This window comes from Pseudomonas sp. (assembly GCF_049300855.1).
Taxonomy (GTDB): domain Bacteria; phylum Pseudomonadota; class Gammaproteobacteria; order Pseudomonadales; family Pseudomonadaceae; genus Aquipseudomonas.
Map to the genome: position 1 here is coordinate 606,004 of NZ_JBAQKH010000026.1, position 16,196 is coordinate 622,199.

22 protein-coding genes are annotated in these 16,196 nt (G+C 59.0%); 13 read left to right on the plus strand and 9 right to left on the minus strand.

The window, feature by feature from the left end; all coding sequences use genetic code 11:
* The first annotated feature begins 1 nt into the window (after position 1).
* The 3 genes from WA225_RS12355 to WA225_RS12365 all read left to right on the plus strand — a co-directional run bounded on the left by WA225_RS12355 (position 2) and on the right by WA225_RS12365 (position 2,065).
* Positions 2–607: an arylesterase gene (locus WA225_RS12355; protein ID WP_034155253.1), complete on the plus strand. Its 606-nt coding sequence runs from the start codon at positions 2–4 to the stop codon at positions 605–607.
* A 57-nt stretch (positions 608–664) separates the two neighbouring features.
* On the plus strand, positions 665–958 hold the full coding sequence (locus WA225_RS12360) for a hypothetical protein (RefSeq protein WP_007908575.1): 294 nt from the start codon (positions 665–667) through the stop codon (positions 956–958).
* Between the two features lie 135 nt (positions 959–1,093).
* Positions 1,094–2,065 carry a L,D-transpeptidase family protein gene (locus tag WA225_RS12365; RefSeq protein WP_277758723.1) on the plus strand — a complete coding sequence of 324 codons (972 nt, stop codon included), beginning with the start codon at positions 1,094–1,096 and terminating at the stop codon, positions 2,063–2,065.
* A 126-nt stretch (positions 2,066–2,191) separates the two neighbouring features.
* Here the strand turns inward: WA225_RS12365 and oprI are convergent, their stop codons facing one another.
* Positions 2,192–2,443, minus strand: coding sequence for an outer membrane lipoprotei OprI (gene oprI / locus WA225_RS12370; protein ID WP_003199355.1), 252 nt, complete (start codon positions 2,441–2,443; stop codon positions 2,192–2,194).
* A gap of 639 nt (positions 2,444–3,082) precedes the next feature.
* Here oprI and WA225_RS12375 point away from each other — a divergent pair.
* The gene (locus WA225_RS12375; RefSeq protein ID WP_102900376.1) at positions 3,083–3,364 is read left to right on the plus strand and encodes a GNAT family N-acetyltransferase; all 282 of its coding nucleotides are present in this window, start codon (positions 3,083–3,085) and stop codon (positions 3,362–3,364) included.
* Between the two features lie 60 nt (positions 3,365–3,424).
* On the opposite strand, the gene WA225_RS12380 is transcribed toward WA225_RS12375, so the two are convergent.
* Both WA225_RS12380 and WA225_RS12385 read right to left on the minus strand, forming a co-directional pair.
* Positions 3,425–4,501 (minus strand): 3-deoxy-7-phosphoheptulonate synthase, encoded by a 1,077-nt coding sequence (locus tag WA225_RS12380; protein WP_242205690.1) that lies wholly within the window; start codon positions 4,499–4,501, stop codon positions 3,425–3,427.
* A gap of 143 nt (positions 4,502–4,644) precedes the next feature.
* A complete protein-coding gene (locus WA225_RS12385) occupies positions 4,645–5,088 on the minus strand; it encodes a PilZ domain-containing protein (RefSeq protein WP_422608119.1) in 444 nt (147 codons plus the stop codon).
* On the opposite strand from WA225_RS12385, the gene WA225_RS12390 reads away from it, so the two are divergent.
* From WA225_RS12390 to cysB, 5 genes are all read left to right on the plus strand, one after another.
* Entirely contained in the window at positions 5,087–5,473 is a 387-nt protein-coding gene (locus WA225_RS12390; RefSeq protein ID WP_422608120.1) for a thioredoxin family protein, read from the plus strand. The two genes, WA225_RS12385 and WA225_RS12390, sit on opposite strands and share 2 nt — an antisense overlap.
* Positions 5,470–6,441, plus strand: coding sequence for a putative 2-dehydropantoate 2-reductase (locus WA225_RS12395; RefSeq protein WP_422608121.1), 972 nt, complete (start codon positions 5,470–5,472; stop codon positions 6,439–6,441). The genes WA225_RS12390 and WA225_RS12395 overlap by 4 nt, the downstream gene beginning before the upstream one ends.
* A gap of 22 nt (positions 6,442–6,463) precedes the next feature.
* On the plus strand, positions 6,464–7,369 hold the full coding sequence (locus WA225_RS12400; RefSeq protein WP_422608122.1) for a 5'-nucleotidase: 906 nt from the start codon (positions 6,464–6,466) through the stop codon (positions 7,367–7,369).
* 97 nt (positions 7,370–7,466) lie between these two features.
* Complete coding sequence (locus tag WA225_RS12405) at positions 7,467–7,970, plus strand: universal stress protein (protein ID WP_422608123.1); 504 nt, start codon at positions 7,467–7,469, stop codon at positions 7,968–7,970.
* 113 nt (positions 7,971–8,083) lie between these two features.
* Positions 8,084–9,058 (plus strand): HTH-type transcriptional regulator CysB, encoded by a 975-nt coding sequence (cysB, locus tag WA225_RS12410; protein WP_003183769.1) that lies wholly within the window; start codon positions 8,084–8,086, stop codon positions 9,056–9,058.
* A gap of 9 nt (positions 9,059–9,067) precedes the next feature.
* On the opposite strand, the gene WA225_RS12415 is transcribed toward cysB, so the two are convergent.
* Both WA225_RS12415 and WA225_RS12420 read right to left on the minus strand, forming a co-directional pair.
* Positions 9,068–9,550: a GreA/GreB family elongation factor gene (locus tag WA225_RS12415; protein ID WP_422608124.1), complete on the minus strand. Its 483-nt coding sequence runs from the start codon at positions 9,548–9,550 to the stop codon at positions 9,068–9,070.
* Between the two features lie 2 nt (positions 9,551–9,552).
* Positions 9,553–9,972: a hypothetical protein gene (locus tag WA225_RS12420; RefSeq protein ID WP_422608125.1), complete on the minus strand. Its 420-nt coding sequence runs from the start codon at positions 9,970–9,972 to the stop codon at positions 9,553–9,555.
* A 124-nt stretch (positions 9,973–10,096) separates the two neighbouring features.
* Between WA225_RS12420 and earP the strand changes: the two genes are divergently transcribed.
* Both earP and WA225_RS12430 read left to right on the plus strand, forming a co-directional pair.
* Positions 10,097–11,239: an elongation factor P maturation arginine rhamnosyltransferase EarP gene (gene earP / locus WA225_RS12425; RefSeq protein ID WP_422608126.1), complete on the plus strand. Its 1,143-nt coding sequence runs from the start codon at positions 10,097–10,099 to the stop codon at positions 11,237–11,239.
* Positions 11,240–11,287: 48 nt separating this feature from the next.
* Positions 11,288–11,857: an elongation factor P gene (locus WA225_RS12430; RefSeq protein WP_007908599.1), complete on the plus strand. Its 570-nt coding sequence runs from the start codon at positions 11,288–11,290 to the stop codon at positions 11,855–11,857.
* Between the two features lie 74 nt (positions 11,858–11,931).
* Here WA225_RS12430 and WA225_RS12435 read toward each other — a convergent pair whose 3' ends face one another.
* The 3 genes from WA225_RS12435 to WA225_RS12445 all read right to left on the minus strand — a co-directional run bounded on the left by WA225_RS12435 (position 11,932) and on the right by WA225_RS12445 (position 14,101).
* Positions 11,932–12,351: an organic hydroperoxide resistance protein gene (locus WA225_RS12435; protein WP_236427463.1), complete on the minus strand. Its 420-nt coding sequence runs from the start codon at positions 12,349–12,351 to the stop codon at positions 11,932–11,934.
* Positions 12,352–12,616: 265 nt separating this feature from the next.
* Positions 12,617–13,072 (minus strand): MarR family winged helix-turn-helix transcriptional regulator, encoded by a 456-nt coding sequence (locus tag WA225_RS12440; RefSeq protein WP_422608127.1) that lies wholly within the window; start codon positions 13,070–13,072, stop codon positions 12,617–12,619.
* 72 nt (positions 13,073–13,144) lie between these two features.
* On the minus strand, positions 13,145–14,101 hold the full coding sequence (locus WA225_RS12445) for a LysR family transcriptional regulator (protein WP_422608128.1): 957 nt from the start codon (positions 14,099–14,101) through the stop codon (positions 13,145–13,147).
* Positions 14,102–14,209: 108 nt separating this feature from the next.
* On the opposite strand from WA225_RS12445, the gene WA225_RS12450 reads away from it, so the two are divergent.
* Positions 14,210–14,959, plus strand: coding sequence for a sulfite exporter TauE/SafE family protein (locus WA225_RS12450; RefSeq protein WP_422608129.1), 750 nt, complete (start codon positions 14,210–14,212; stop codon positions 14,957–14,959).
* Here the strand turns inward: WA225_RS12450 and WA225_RS12455 are convergent.
* Positions 14,949–15,803: a LysR substrate-binding domain-containing protein gene (locus tag WA225_RS12455; RefSeq protein ID WP_401213501.1), complete on the minus strand. Its 855-nt coding sequence runs from the start codon at positions 15,801–15,803 to the stop codon at positions 14,949–14,951. The two genes, WA225_RS12450 and WA225_RS12455, sit on opposite strands and share 11 nt — an antisense overlap.
* Before the next feature lie 96 nt (positions 15,804–15,899).
* Between WA225_RS12455 and WA225_RS12460 the strand changes: the two genes are divergently transcribed.
* Positions 15,900–16,121 (plus strand): DUF1127 domain-containing protein, encoded by a 222-nt coding sequence (locus WA225_RS12460; RefSeq protein WP_422608130.1) that lies wholly within the window; start codon positions 15,900–15,902, stop codon positions 16,119–16,121.
* Positions 16,122–16,196: the final 75 nt, after the last annotated feature.

The window sequence follows — 16,196 nt, forward strand, 5'->3', positions numbered from 1 at the left end:
GATGCGTGTGTGGTTTTTGAGTGCTGGCCTGGCCTTGATGTGTATGGCCCAGAACGCAGCGGCGGGTACTGTCCTGATCGTTGGCGATAGTATCAGCGCCGGTTTCGGACTGGATACCCGCTTGGGGTGGGTGTCGTTGCTCGAACAACGGCTCAAACAGGAGGGTTTCGACGACAAAGTGGTCAATGCCTCGATCAGCGGCGACACCAGTGCCGGAGGCCAGGCGCGGCTGCCGGCGCTGCTTGCAGAGCATAAGCCGGAACTGGTGATCCTCGAGCTGGGTGGCAACGACGGCTTGCGCGGAATGCCGCCAACTCAATTGCAACAAAATCTTGCCTCGATGATCGACAGCTCCCGCCAGAGCGGCGCCAAGGTGCTGCTGCTGGGCATGCAATTGCCGCCCAATTACGGCAAGCGTTACACCGATGCTTTTGCCGAGGTGTACGGCAAACTCGCCGACGATAAAAAGATCCCGCTGGTGCCGTTTTTCCTCGACGGCGTGGGCGGTCATCCAGACTTGATGCAAGCCGATGGTCTGCACCCGGCGGTCGGGGCTCAGGGCAAGTTGCTGGAAAATGTCTGGCCGACGCTAAAACCGCTGTTATGAGGCTTTTCTAAGGGCAGGCTTTCGGCTAATGTGGCGCCCCCTTATTTGGAGCCCCCGATGTCGCGTTCTGCCTGGTCCCTGTTTGCCTACCAACTGATCGAGCCTGACGAGCAGCTGGACCTGTTCGCCTGCCAGGAAGTGCGGGTGCATCTGGTGACGCGGCAACTCGAACTCGGTGGCTCGGCTGATCGCACCCTGTGCGGCAGCCTGCTGCCGGCGCAACCGCGCTGGTCGAGCGTGGATCGCCGGGTGTTTCAGGATCAGCGCCTGTGTTCGTTGTGCCGGGCGATCCTTGAATCGCAGAAGCGTGGCACCTCGCCGATCTGGCCCGAGCTGCGTTTCGAGCTTTAAGCGCAAAAGATCGCAGCCTGCGACAGCGCTTACATGAAGAGTTTGTCTGCCTATCGGGCCGTCTCCCCGAATATTCAAAGTGCGGTGTACAATCGCGCTCTTATACCCTTGTTGATCATGCGAAGGATTTTCCGGATGTTGCCGCGCTTTCCTGCCGTCACCCGCTGCCTGTCACTTGCCGCCCTGTGTGTGGCCGGTCCCGTTGCTGCATTGGAGTTTCCCCTGCCACCACCCGGTGAAGACATCATCGGCCAGGTCCAGGTGATCAAAGCCAAGTACGAAGACACCTTCGCCGATCTGGGCACGAAGTACGATCTGGGCTACTCGGAGATGGTCGCGGCCAACCCGGGCGTCGATGCCTGGTTGCCGGGCGCCGGTACCGAAATCGTCTTGCCGACCCGTTTCATTCTGCCGCCGGGTCCGCGTGAAGGCATCGTCATCAACCTCGCCGAATACCGCCTCTACTACTTCCCGAAAGGCCGCAACGTGGTGTACACGTTCCCGCTGGGTATCGGTCGTGAGGGGTGGGGGTCGCCGATCGCGCACACCTCGATCACCGCCAAGACGCCAAACCCGACCTGGACGCCTCCAGCCTCGATCAAGGCTGAGCACGCCGCCGATGGCGACCCGCTGCCAAACGTCGTGCCGGCCGGCCCGGACAATCCATTGGGTCCTTTCAAGTTCACGCTGGGCACGCCGGGTTACCTGATCCACGGTTCGAACAAGAAATTCGGTATCGGCATGCGCACCAGCCACGGGTGCTTCCGCATGTTCAACAACAACGTGCTGGAAATGGCCAGCATGGTGCCGGTAGGAACGTCGGTGCGTATCCTCAACGATGCGTACAAGTTCGGCAGCAGTGGCGGCAAGGTTTATCTGGAAGCGCACACGCCGATCGACGACAAGGGCAATCCGTCGGTGGTCGACAAGCACACTGCAGTGATCAACGCGATGCTCAAGCGTGAAGACGTCACCAGCAACCTGCGCGTGAACTGGGATGTGGTGCGGGATGTGGTCGCGGCCGAAGATGGTCTGCCGACCGAAATCGGCACGCCGAATACGTCGGCGCCGATGGTCTCGAACACACCGATCGACTTGCAGCAGTAAATCGCGGTGCAGAACCCTCCGGTGCGTGAAGCGCCGGCGGGTTTTTTATTGCCCGGTGAAAAGCACCAGGCAATAAAAAAGCCGACCCGAAAATCGGGTCGGCTTGATAACAATCCCGAAGGATTATTACTTGCGGCTAGCTTTGTCCAGCATGCGCAGAGCACGCTCGTTAGCTTCGTCAGCAGTCTGTTGTGCTTTTTGAGCAGCAGCCAGAGCTTCATCAGCTTTACGGTAAGCTTCGTCTGCACGAGCCTGGGAGCGAGCAGCTGCGTCTTCAGTAGCGGTCAGACGTGCTTCGGTTTCTTTCGATGCGCTGCTGCAACCGGTAGCCAGAACTGCGGCCAGAGCCAGAGCAGAGAATTTCAGAACGTTGTTCATCGTGTTCCCCTTCAAGGACTTTCAAATTAAGTGGCTGTCTCCTCACGATTGAGGAAATAGCCGGCGTACATACTACCCATTACTTGTAGTAAGTAAACTGACGTAGCGCAAGAAGCAAAAAAAATTGTAGGCGCTGATTCTTTTTCGAGCAACTTTTAACTGCGCTGTATAAAAAATACCCAGCTACAAGCCCCGAGCTGAGCGAGTTATTGAGAAAAAGTTCCCGTTACGGCGTGCTGTTTTTGCAGTCTTGGCTAAAGTCTTTCTAGATGAATTCGTCCACACTTTTGTTCCGATTTTGCGCGCTGCTTCGCTTATCTTTGTGCATGTTGAGGTGACTTTAAAAAAGGGCGTACGTCTTAAGTCTCAACATCCGGCAATGTACAGGCGAGCGGCCCGGGAAGATCTTCTCCCGAACCGTCCCCGCGTCAATCGGAGCAACCCCGGTCAACCCACGTGATGACGAGTGCACCTTGAGCATTTTGGCCATTGGTGCCTACTATTTATCAGGTGCTCGGTTGCGCGAGATCGGTGTGGCTCTTCTCGGTGTCCATCAGGCACGGGGTGGCGTAGATGTTCCTTCGCCGGAAAAACATCGGTAAGGTAGGGGTCAGAATTCAAGACCCGCGAGGAGTAGTGATGAGCGAGGCGTTGTCCATCCACCATGACCAGGCTGGTCATCAGTTCGAGACCAATGTGGACGGTCATCGTGCCTACCTGACCTATATGGATCTGGGGAAACAGACTCTGGATATCTACCGCACGTTCGTGCCCAACGCCCTGCGTGGCCGAGGCATAGCGGCAGCGCTGACCGAGCGCGCGCTGCAGTACGCTGAGGAAATGGGCTACACGGTGATTCCGTCGTGCTCCTACGTCGAGCGCTACATGGAGCGCCATCAGCGCCGCGCTGCAAAGATCTGAACCGCACACACAAAAACGCCGGGCAATGCCCGGCGTTTTTTTATGCCTGCAAAACGCCTGTCAGTCGCGCTGGCGTTTCGGCAACACGTCCTTGAGCTTGGCGTGCATGCTGCGCAGGGTGTTCTCGGTGGCGGACCAGTCGATGCAGGCATCGGTGATCGACACGCCGTATTGCAGGTCGGCGAGGTCTTTGGGAATCGCCTGGCAACCCCAGTTCAGGTGACTTTCGACCATCAGGCCGATGATCGACTGGTTGCCTTCGAGGATCTGGTTGGCAACGTTCTCCATCACCAGCGGTTGCAGGGCCGGGTCCTTGTTGGAGTTGGCGTGGCTGCAATCGACCATGATGTTCGGCTTGATCTTCGCCTTGTTCAGCGCCTGCTCGCACAGGGCCACGCTGACCGAATCGTAGTTCGGCTTGCCATTACCGCCGCGCAGTACCACGTGACCGTAGGCGTTGCCTTTGGTGGTGACGATCGACACGCCACCTTCCTGGTTGATGCCGAGGAAACGGTGCGGGCTGGACACTGACTGCAAGGCGTTGATCGCCACGGTCAGGCCACCGTCGGTGCCATTCTTGAAGCCGACAGCCGAGGACAGGCCGGAAGCCATTTCACGGTGAGTTTGCGATTCGGTGGTGCGCGCGCCGATGGCCGACCAGCTGATCAGATCCTGCAAATACTGCGGGGAGATCGGGTCGAGGGCTTCGGTGGCGGTCGGCAGGCCTTTTTCGGCCAGGTCCAGCAGCAACTGGCGACCGATGTGCAGACCGTCCTGAATCTTGAACGAGTCGTCCAGATACGGATCGTTGATCAGGCCTTTCCAGCCGACGGTGGTCCGTGGCTTCTCGAAATACACGCGCATGACCAGGTACAAGGTGTCGGAGACTTCCGCCGCCAGCACCTTGAGGCGATCGGCGTATTCGTGGGCAGCCTTGATGTCGTGGATCGAGCACGGGCCGATCACTACGAACAGACGGTGGTCGGTGCCATCAAGAATGTTGCGAATGACTTCGCGGCCCTTGGTGACGGTGCGCAGGGCAGCGTCGCTCAGAGGGATATCACGCTTGAGCTGATCGGGAGTGATCAGGGTCTCGTTAGAGGCGACGTTTAGGTCGTTGATCGGTAAATCAGCCATCGTTTACTCGTCAGGTCACGGGTGCCGGCCGCCAGCGATCCCCGCGCGGCGGAGCACAGCAGATTTAAGCGCGTCGGGGAGCGGAACCTTAGCGCGTAAAGCGCCTGCTCGACAATGGGCAAGTAACTGTTTAGAGAAGACGGTCAGTCCAGCACTGGCTGGGCGAAAGCCTTGCGCACGCTGTCGTGGGAGAACTCGTCGGCGTGTTGCTCGACCCATCGCAGGGCCACAGCCTGAATATCCTGCAAGTCTTCGTGGCTGTCGTGCATGCGGCAGTAGCGCTCGATCTGACACACCTGCTCACCCATTCGCGCGCTGAACAGCGTCTGCTCATCGGTAAACGCGATGCCCACCAGATAGCCTTTTTTGCGACGCAGGCACCACGCCACATAGCCCGGATAACAGATGTCGGCATTCAGGGTCGGCATGCGCACTTGCAAAGCGGTGCCATGGCGCCAGGCACGGTGGTAATTGCAAGCGATGCCGCCGAGGCTGATAGTGTGCAGCTGTTGCCTGGAAATACACTCAGGCTTGAGCAAGGTTAATTCAACCGGCACCTCGTCCGGATGAGGTATGAAACGTCCCATGAGCACAGACTCCCTGTGTCGGCCATTTGACATTGTTTCCCCCAGTATAGTGGTCGAATCCGAACTGAACGATTTCGACGCCGACCAACGGCTGCTGGCGATGAGCGGTGTTTCGCTGGTGATTTTCACCAGCGTCGGTTGCGCCAGTTGCCGTTACGCCCGCGAGGTCTTGCCGGACATGGCCTTGGCCATCGATCGCCTGTGCTGGATCGATGCCGGCGACAACGGCGGCTTGGTCGAGCGTTATCAGGTCTTTCATTTGCCGGCGCTGTTTGTGGTGCGCGACGGCGAGTTCTTTGGGGCATTGCACACACGCCTGACGGCCGAGGCGCTGAACGCGGCGCTGGCACAGGCACTGGGTCGAATTGCAGAGGAGTTGCCATGATGGGGGCAGTGAATAAACCGGGCGTTGATAAACCGAAGGTGGGGATCATCGGCACCGGCGCCATTGGTGGGTTCTACGGCGTGATGCTGGCGCGGGCCGGTTTCGATGTGCACTTTCTGTTGCGCAGCGAATTCTCTGCGGTCGCCGAGCGCGGTTTGCAGGTGAACAGCGCAGTGCATGGCCCGCTGACGCTGAATCCGGTGCAGGCCTATTCCGCCGCCGAAGACATGCCCAAGTGTGATTGGCTGTTGGTCGGGGCGAAAACCACCAGCAATGCCGGCCTCGCGCCTTCTATCATTCAAGCGGCCAAACCCGACGCGAAAGTGCTGGTGCTGCAAAATGGCCTCGACGTCGAAGACAGTTTGCGTGAACTGCTGCCCGATTCCCTGCATCTGCTGGGCGGCTTGTGCCTGATTTGCGTGCACCGCGAAGGCCCTGGGCAAGTTACCCATCAAGCGCTGGGCGCGGTCAACGTCGGTTATCACAGCGGCCCGGCCATCGATGACGTTGCGCGTATGGCGCTTGTCGAAGAGGGCTCCAATCTGTTCCGCAGCGCTGGACTCGATTCCCAGGCAATGCCCAATCTGCAACAGGCACGCTGGCAGAAACTGGTGTGGAATATTCCCTACAACGGCCTCTCGGTGCTGCTCGGTGCGGGCACGACCGCGCTGATGGCCGATGCCGACAGCCGCGTGTTGATCCAGGCGTTGATGGCCGAAGTGGTGCAGGGCGCCAAGGCCTGCGGTCACGACGTGCCGCCGGGATACGCCGACTATCTGTTCATGATGACCGAGAAAATGCCCGACTACTGGCCGAGCATGTACCACGACTTTTTACACAAGCGCCCGCTGGAGCTGGAGGCGATCTACGCTCGGCCACTGGCAGCGGCGAAAGCGGCGGGCTGTGAGTTGCCGCGCATCGAAGCGCTGTATCGCAATTTACGTTTTATCGATCGACGCAACGTTTAAGTCGATCGCTCTGGGGGAAGGCATGGCCAAAAACATCGATGACAAACTGGTGCTGGCGATTTCGTCGCGCGCCTTGTTCGACCTGAGCGAGAGTCATAAGGTCTATCTGTCGAGCGGCGTCGAAGCCTATCGGCAATATCAGATCGAACACGAAGACGAGATTCTGGCCCCCGGCGATGCCTTCCCGCTGGTGGAAAAACTTTTGGCACTCAACAATCGCCTCGGCCGTGCACGGGTCGAGGTGATTCTGGTTTCGCGCAACAGCGCTGACACTGGATTGCGCGTGTTCAACTCGATTCATCATTACGGTCTGGCGATTTCCCGCGCAGCGTTTGTCGGTGGGCGCAGTCCGTATCCGTATCTGAAAGCTTTTGGTTGCGACCTGTTTCTGTCCACTCATGCCGAAGATGTGCGCGCGGCGCTGGATGCCGGTTTCGCTGCTGCAACGATTCTGTCCGGTGGTGCCAGCCGCGCGGCCAGTGATGAATTGCGCATTGCTTTCGACGGCGACGCGGTGATCTTTTCCGATGAATCGGAACGCGTCTATCAATCCGGCGGGCTGGAAGCGTTTCAGGCCAAGGAGCGTGAAGCCGCGCGCGAGCCGTTGCGCGGCGGGCCGTTCAAGGGCTTTCTGGCGGCACTCAATTTGCTGCAACGCGAGTTTCCCGATGATGACTGCCCGATCCGCACAGCACTGGTGACCGCGCGTTCGGCGCCGGCCCACGAGCGGGTCATTCGCACCTTGCGCGAGTGGGACATTCGTCTCGACGAATCGCTGTTCCTCGGTGGCCTGACCAAATCGGCGTTCCTTGAAGCCTTCGCCGCCGACGTGTTTTTCGACGATCAGGCCGGTCACTGCGAACTCGCCCGCGAAGTCGTCGCCACTGGCCACGTGCCGCACGGCATCAGCAACGAACCGTCGGTCTAAAGCCCTTTGGTTCAAGACGTTGCGTCACACGTCGTAGTCGCCAAGGCACTGCTAAGCTGAATCAAATCTCCGCCATGTTGGCTTGCGAGGAGGTCATATGATTCGTTCGATGCTGTATGCCACTGACCTCGGTCTGTACGCACCGTTAGTGATGCAGCATGCCCTGGCATTGGCGCGAACGTTCAATGCCGACTTGTATGTGGTGCACGCGGTGGAGCCGATGGGGCTGTTTGCCGAATCGGTATTGCAGAGTTACCTCGACGAGCAGGCATTGAACGATTTTCACAGTCAGGGTCTGAAAACAGTCATCGCCAATATCGAGCAGCGGGTGCTGGAGAGCTTTCGCGAAGAACTGGGAGAAGAAGGCGAGCAGGATCTGCAGCGGATTCGCGCGGTGCGCGTACTGCAGGGCGATCCGTCGCAGGTGATTCTCGACCAGGTGGAGAAACTCTCTGTCGATTTGCTGATCGTCGGCAGTCACAGCCACGGGGTGGGCGCGGAAACGCCGTTGGGGCGCACGGCGGCGCGGGTCCTGCAATTGGCCAAGGTGCCGGTTTATCTGGTGCCGTTAGTGGAGCGGCGGCGGCGGGAGGATCGCTGAAGCAGGAATAATGGCGCTTTGATAAAAAAGTTCTAGATTTATTATTCAAACCATTAATATAGTTATATACCGTCGCTGATGCCCGTGGCGTCTACCTGCTTTGAGGGATTCATATGAAGCTTCAACAATTGCGCTACATCTGGGAAGTGGCGCACCACGACCTCAACGTTTCCGCTACAGCCCAAAGCCTTTACACCTCGCAACCGGGCATCAGTAAACAAATCCGCCTGCTGGAAGACGAACTCGGCGTCGAAGTGTTCGCCCGCAGCGGCAAGCACCTGACCCGCGTCACCCCGGCCGGCGAGCGCATCATCACCACTGCCGGTGAGATTCTGCGCAAAGTCGAGAGCATCAAGCAGATTGCCCAGGAATTCTCCAACGAGAAAAAAGGCACCCTGTCGATCGCCACCACCCACACTCAGGCACGTTATGCGCTGCCACCGGTGATCAGCAATTTCATCAAGCAATACCCGGACGTGGCGCTGCACATGCACCAGGGTTCGCCGATGCAGATCGCCGAAATGGCCGCTGACGGCACCGTCGATTTCGCCATTGCCACCGAGGCACTGGAGCTGTTCGGCGACCTGGTGATGATGCCGTGCTATCGCTGGAACCGCTGCGTGGTCGTACCGCAGGGCCATCCGCTGACCAAGCTGCCGAAGCTGACCCTGGAAGCGCTGGCCGAATACCCGATCGTGACGTACGTGTTCGGTTTCACCGGTCGCTCGAAACTCGACGAAGCTTTCAGCCATCGCGGCCTGACGCCGAAAGTGGTGTTCACCGCCGCCGACGCCGACGTGATCAAGACTTACGTGCGTCTGGGTCTGGGCGTGGGCATCGTCGCGAAAATGGCGGTCGACACCAAACTCGACAACGATCTGGTGGTGCTGGATGCCAGCGAACTGTTCGAATCGAGCGTGACCAAGATCGGTTTCCGTCGCGGCACCTTCCTGCGTGGTTTCATGTGCGACTTCATCGAGAAGTTCGCCCCGCACCTGACCCGCGAAGTGATGGCCAAAGCCATTCAGTGCCACAACAAGCAGGAACTGGAAGAGTTGTTCGACGGCGTCGAACTGCCGGTTCACTGATCAGTTGTTTCAGAGCACCTCGGTGACAGCGAACTGTTGCCGGGTGCCTGCCACCAGAATCTCCACCTCATCGCCTTCGCACTTGCCCAGCAGACCTTTGCCCAGCGGCGAGCGCGGGGTGATGACGGTAATCGGCTGACCGACCACATCGACTTTCAGGCCTGCTGCATCCGGCGCCAGAAATAGCCATTGCTCACGCCCCTTTTCGTCTTCCAGGCCGAGCAGGGCGCCGACTTCGATGCCGCGATTCTCGTCATAGGCCCGCAGCGTCAGGTTCTGGCACAGCGCCAGTGACTGACGGATTTCCTCGACCCTTTTTGCCTGACCCGCTGCCAGATACGACGCTTCCAGACCCAGCGTGTCGTACTTGTTTTCGACGATATTTTCTTCGTGGGTCGCGGTTTCGTAAGCGGTTTGTGCAGCGCGTTCGGCGATGTCGAGGTCGATACGCAGTTTGTCGAGAATCAGTTGGTGAACCGTGTGTTTGTTCATGATCAATCGCAGAATTGCAAAACGTTGGCGCGGCTTTTTTCGCTCGGGGCGGTCTGGTCCTGTTGCAGCCAGAACTGGCATTTCGGATTCGACAGGTTACGCGTGTTGCCGCGCGCCTGATCCAGACGTGCCTGTTGCTCGTTCTTGCGCAGGTTTTCTTCGTACTGCTGAAAAAGCGGGCTCTGCGCTGGAATGTCCGGCTGGACCGGCACCTGCACCTGCACCGCTGGCGGTTCGGCCAGTTGCTGCACTGCCTGGGCCACCGGCGCCAATTGTTCCTTGAACAGCAAATGCGCCAGCAGCCAGCAGGTCAGGGCAATGGCGAGAAAGCCCAGCCACATGCCCAGGGCAATACTGCCGGTCAGATGCAGCGCGCTAAGCTGAACAGGCAAGGGCCGACGCGGGGTGGGACGGTAGGGCATGGCTGCCTCCTGGCGGATGGTTGCGGGCAAGTGGCGATTGTCGCACGAAGATTAATCGCCGTCGGCTCTTCTGCGCGAGGTCATTTATGCGGACAATCGCTGCTTTTGCCAACGGGAGTCCGGAATGTCGCAACTGAATACCCGCTGGGATATTTTTTGCACTGTCGTCGACAACTATGGCGACATCGGCGTGACCTGGCGTCTGGCCCGGCAACTGGTGGCTGAGCACTGCGTGGCGGTGCGGTTGTGGGTGGATGATCTGCGCGCATTCGAACGTATTTGCCCTGAGCTCGACATCAACGCCACGCAGCAATGGCAGCAAGGCGTCGAGGTCTGGCAGTGGCCGCAAGACTGGCCGCCAACCGAAGCGGCAGATGTGGTGATCGCCGCGTTTGCCTGCCAGTTGCCCGGCGCTTACATGGACGCCATGGCCGCGCGGGAAAAACCGCCGCTGTGGATGAACCTCGACTATCTGAGTGCCGAAGACTGGGTGATTGGTTGTCACGGTTTGCCGTCGGTCAAATATAAATCGGTGCAGAAATTCTTCTTCTTTCCAGGGTTCCAGCCGGGTACCGGTGGGCTGCTGCGGGAACGCGGATTGCTCGAACAGCGTCGGCAGTTTCAACAGGATACCGAGGCGCAGCGACAATTCCTGCAAGGTCTGGGCGTCGATTGCGCAGCGGATGCACAGCTGATTTCGCTGTTTGCCTATGAGAATGCCGGGCTGGCCAGTTGGCTCGATGTGTTGGCGGCCGATGTCGCGCCGACACATCTTCTGGTGCCGGAAGGGCGGATTCTCGGCGATGTCGCACGCTGGCTCGGTGTGGAAACCCTGACGGTCGGCGCAATTCATGTGCGTCAGTCGCTCACCGTGCAAGTGCTGCCTTTCGTCCGCCAGGATCAATACGACCACCTGCTCTGGTGCTGCGATTTCAACGCGGTGCGCGGCGAGGATTCGTTCGTCCGTGCGCAATGGGCCGGGCGGCCGATGCTCTGGCACATCTATCAGCAGGACGAAGACATCCATCTGGACAAGCTCGACGCCTTCCTTGCGCTCTATACAAAAGGGCTTTCGCCGGCCGCTGCCGAGGCGATGAACGGTCTCTGGCGCGCGTGGAGTGCCGGTCAACCCATTGGCGAACACTGGCTCGCGGTCCGTAATCATTGGCCAGAACTGCAGAAAAATGCCGAAGCATGGTGTCTGGAACAAGGCTTGCAGGCCGATCTTGCCGCAGCGCTGGTACAGTTTTACCTAAATTGGATATGATACGCGGCCTAGATTTTTGTAAATCCCATCCAAATTCGGATATTCGCAATGAAAACTGGTAAAGAACTGAAACCCGGTACCGTGATCCGTCTCGAGAACGATCCTTGGCTGGTTCAGAAAGCTGAATTCACCAAGTCGGGCCGTAACAGCGCGATCATGAAGACCAAGCTGAAAAACCTGCTGACCGGTTACAAGACCGAGATCGTTTACAGCGCTGACGACAAACTGGACGACGTAATCCTCGACCGCAAAGAAGCGACCCTGTCCTTCATCAGCGGCGACACCTACACGTTCATGGACACCACTGACTACACCATGTACGAGCTGAACGCTGAAGACATCGAAGCCGTTCTGCCTTTCGTTGAAGAAGGCATGACCGATGTTTGCGAAGCGATCTTCTTCGAAGAGCGTCTGGTTTCCGTAGAGCTGCCGACCACCATCGTGCGCGTAGTTGACTACACCGAAGGTTCGGCTCGTGGCGATACTTCCGGCAAAGTCATGAAGCCAGCCAAGCTGGCCAACGGTACTGAGCTGCAAGTTGCTGACTTCATCGAAATCGGTGACAAGATCGAAATCGACACCCGCGAAGGCGGTTCCTACAAAGGCCGTGCCAAATAAGCACTGGTTTTTGCGGAAAGAAAAAGCCCGACCATTGAGTCGGGCTTTTTTGTGCCTGCGATTTGTGTATGGCTTCAAACAGTGACGTGCAGGCGTACATCGACATTGCCACGGGTGGCATTGGAGTACGGGCAGACCTGATGGGCAGCGTCGACCAGCGCTTGTGCGTCGGCTTGTTCCAGGCCTGGCAGGCTGATGTGCAAGTCGATGTCCAGACCGAAACCGCCAGGGATCTGGCCGATGCCGACGTGCGCGGTGATCGAGGCGTCGTCCGGGATTTTGCGTTGGGTCTGGCTGGCCACGAATTTCAGGGCGCCGATGAAGCAGGCCGAGTAGCCGGCAGCGAACAGCTGCTCAGGGTTGGTCGCCGCGCCGCCGGCACCGCCGAGTTCTTTCGGCGTGGCGAGTTTGACGTCGAGGATGTTGTCGCTGGAGATCGCACGACCATCACGGCCGCCAGTGGAAGTTGCGATTGCGGTGTAGAGAGTTTGCATGGTGTGAGCCTCATTGGGTGTGTTTTGTGCGCTAATTGTTTGCGCGCTAAGTAAGTACGAGGTGAATGTATCGCGCGAATATTTAGCGCGCAAGATAATTTTTCGGAAAAACCGCACTTACACGAAGGGGTGGCTCTCAGAGGGGGGCTGTAAGGCTTGAGTTAGAGCGGATTGCGCGCGAGCTCAGGTATTGAGAAATATTTTGCTGGCGCTGAAATCAATGCGGGCGCGAGCAGGCTCGCTCCCACAGAGGGCAGGGTCGAGGTCAGATCAGGCTTTCTTGCAGATGGCTACGCAGCGCCTGCAGCTCCGCTTGCAGGTTTTGCAGGCGTTCCAGAGAGAAGCCGCTGGCGCCGAGGATGCATTGTGGAACGGTCTGGGCTTTTTCTTTCAGCGCGCGGCCTTGCTCGGTCAACTCGACAATCACCACGCGCTCATCCTCACGACTGCGGGTGCGGCTGAGCAAGCCTTCGCCTTCCAGTCGTTTGAGCAGCGGCGTCAGCGAGCCGGGATCGGTCAACAAACGCGCGCTGATTTCTCCGACGGTCAAACCGTCCTTCTCCCACAGCACCATCATCGCCAGGTACTGCGGATACGTCAGGCCCAGCGCTTGCAACAGCGGTTTGTAGACCTTGGTCATCATCAGCGAAGTGGAGTGCAGGGCAAAGCACGCCTGATTGTCGAGGAGCAGGTCGTCGCAGGTGTCGCGTTCGGAAGTCATGTCAAAGCCTTGATCGGTGATGGCCATGAATCTAGCGCTCGAATCTTTAATGCGCCAGATAATTTTCCAGCGCTAGTGCCGGCCCAGATCCCGCTGCAACGCCAGATCCCATGGCGGCACCGGACTGAAGCGGGTCTTGAGATATTCGAGCAACAAGCGGCTGCGCGAGTTGGTCTGCTGCTCCATGCGCAGCGCGTAAATGCCGGTGGACTCCGGCTTCGGCAGGCCGTTTTCGCAGAACAACGGCAGCAGTTCACCGCGCAACAGGTATTCGCTGGCCAGCCACGTCGGCAGATGGGCGATGCCCAGACCGGCCAAAGCGCCGCAGACCAGGGCTTCGGCATTGTTGGCGCTCATGCGTATGCGCGCCGGGCGGTGCAATTGCATCTGGCCGTCCTGTTCGAACCGCCAGGCGAAAGGCGGAGCGAGACCGTCCCAATCCAGACCATCGTGCTCGTTCAGTTGGGCTGGATTGATAGGCACGCCTCGGCGTTTGAGATAGTCGGGACTGGCGCAGGCGATGCGCACCATGCTCGCCAGCGGTGTGGCCACCAGTCGCGTATCGGCCATTTGCCCGGCACGCAGCACCAGATCGACTTTGCCCAGGTTCGAGCCGCCCATATCGACGAAACTGTCGATCAAGTGCAACTGCACATCCAGCCCCGGGTACAAAACCAGAAAGTCAGCAATCACTGGCGCCAGATGCCGGCGCCCGAACGCTGCAGGCGCGTCGATACGAATCAAACCCTCCGGTGCGCTGCTCAAGGACACCGCTTCGGCCCGGGCCAGTTGCAACTCGGCGACAATCCGCCGCGCACGTTCGGCAAACGCCAGACCGGCGGGCGTCGCGCGGACGGCGTGGGTGCTACGAATGAACAACTGACTGCCGACGGCATTTTCCAGGCTATCAATGCGCCTTGCGACGGCTGAAGGCGTCAGCGGATGACGGCGCGAGGCGGCTGAAAAACTGCCGCTTTCCAGCACATCGAGAAACAGCCCGAGTTGTTCGGTCAGTTGATTGGGGTTCATGGTTGGCAACGCCTGTGCGAAATCAGCATAGCCATTGTGCGTTGCTGTGCGTTTCCCCGCCAGCCGTGACTGCGTAGGATGAATCGCCTGACGTAAGAGGAATTTGCTGTGATGGAGTTTGTGTTGTACCTGCTGTTCGGCGCCGCCCTCGGCACACTCGGCGGAATATTCGGTATCGGCGGTGGCTTGATCGCCATTCCGTTGCTCGGCGTGTGGTTTGGGCTGGATCAGCAGATCGCCCAAGGTACGGCGCTGGTCATGGTGGTGCCGAACGTGATGCTGGCGCTGTGGCGTTATCACCAGCGCAATCGCATCGAACTGCGGCACGCGCTGCCACTGGCAGTGATGGGCTTCTGCTTTGCGTGGATCGGATCGATCTGGGCGGTGGGCATTGATGCGCAAACCATGCGCATCGGCTTTGTCGCGTTCCTGGTGGTGCTCTCGGCCTACAACCTGTTGAAGATGTTCGGCAAGCCACCCGCGGCGACTTCCCAAATGCGCTATTCCTGGCCGTGGCTTGGCGTGCTTGGCGCAGCGTCCGGAACCATGGGCGGATTGTTCGGCGTCGGCGGCGCGGTGGTGGCGACGCCGGTGTTGACCAGCCTGTTCGGCACCACGCAAGTGGTCGCTCAGGGCTTGTCGCTGGCGCTGGCCTTGCCAAGCACCGGCGTGACGCTGGTGACCTACGCGGTGCACCACGAAGTCGACTGGATGATTGGCCTGCCGCTGGCCATCGGCGGCTTGGCCAGCATCAGTTGGGGGGTGAAAGTCGCCCACGCCATGCCGGAAAAACGCCTGCGCGGGCTGTTCTGCGGTTTCCTGGTGCTGTGTGCGGTGATGCTCGCGTTTAAAGTTTGAAGCCTTCGACGATGTGCTCGGCGAGGCACTCGGTGATCGGCGACGGATTGTTCAGGTTGCGGATCAGCATGATGCTGGCCTCGGGCAGCAGCGGCAGATCCTCGGCGGCGCCAAGAATGCGCATGTCCGGGGTAATCAGGCTTTCCAGTTGCGCGGTGATCGCCAGACCCGCGCTCACCACCGCCATCAGCGCCGACAGGCTGGTGCTGTTGTAGGCGATGCGGTAGTCGCGGCCCATCGCGTCCAGCGCATTGCACGCCCACAGACGGCAGAAACAGTCACTGTTGAACATCGCCAAGGGCAGCGGCGTTTGTTCATGGGCGCTGAAGTTTTGCGCCTCGGCCCAGACGAAACGCTCCTTGCGCAGCAATTGGCCGATCTCGTTGCCCGGCTCGCGAGTGACGATCGACAGATCCAGATCCGTGCGCTGCAATAGTTGCCTGGTCGACTCGCAGTGCACTTCGATCTGGATCAGCGGATAGAACTGCGCAAACCGCGACAGGATCCCCGGCAGAAAGCGCATCACGTAATCATCCGGCGTACCGATGCGCACGGTGCCAACCATGTGTGGCTCGCGCAACGTGTTGAACACTTCACTGTGCAACTTGAGGATGCGCCGCGCATAGCCGAGCAACACTTGGCCCTCGGCGGTCAGGCGTACTTGACGTCCGTCACGTTCGAACAGCTGACGTTGCAACACGTCTTCTTCCAGACGCTTCATCTGCATGCTCACCGCCGATTGCGTGCGGTTGACCATTTCGCCGGCGCGGGTGAAGCCACCCTGATCAGCGATGGCGACAAAGGTGCGTAAAACATCGGTATCGATACTGGGGTAGGCCGACAATTGATGAATCTCCGTGATGCATGCCATCAGAAACATTCGTTGGATTGATCTTAGCGCCGGCGCGAGACTTGAGCCATCCACAAGGAGGGCAACACGATGAAAGGTCAAAGAGAGTTTGTAGAGGACGCAAAATTTTCCGGCCACGGCCATATCGTTTCCGACCTGCTGCACAAGTTTAGCCGCTGGTACGAACTGCACCGTGAGCGCGAGTTGCTCGCTAGTTTGAGCGACGAGGCGTTGAAGGATATCGGGGTCAGTCGTGCCGACGTTGAACACGAAGCCGTGCGGCCGTTCTGGGATGACCCGATGCATAAATGACCCGCTGCCGATAAATGATGGGCAGAGCGCTACACAAACCAACTTCCAGTGAGGTAGGTTGCGAGCAGACAAGGA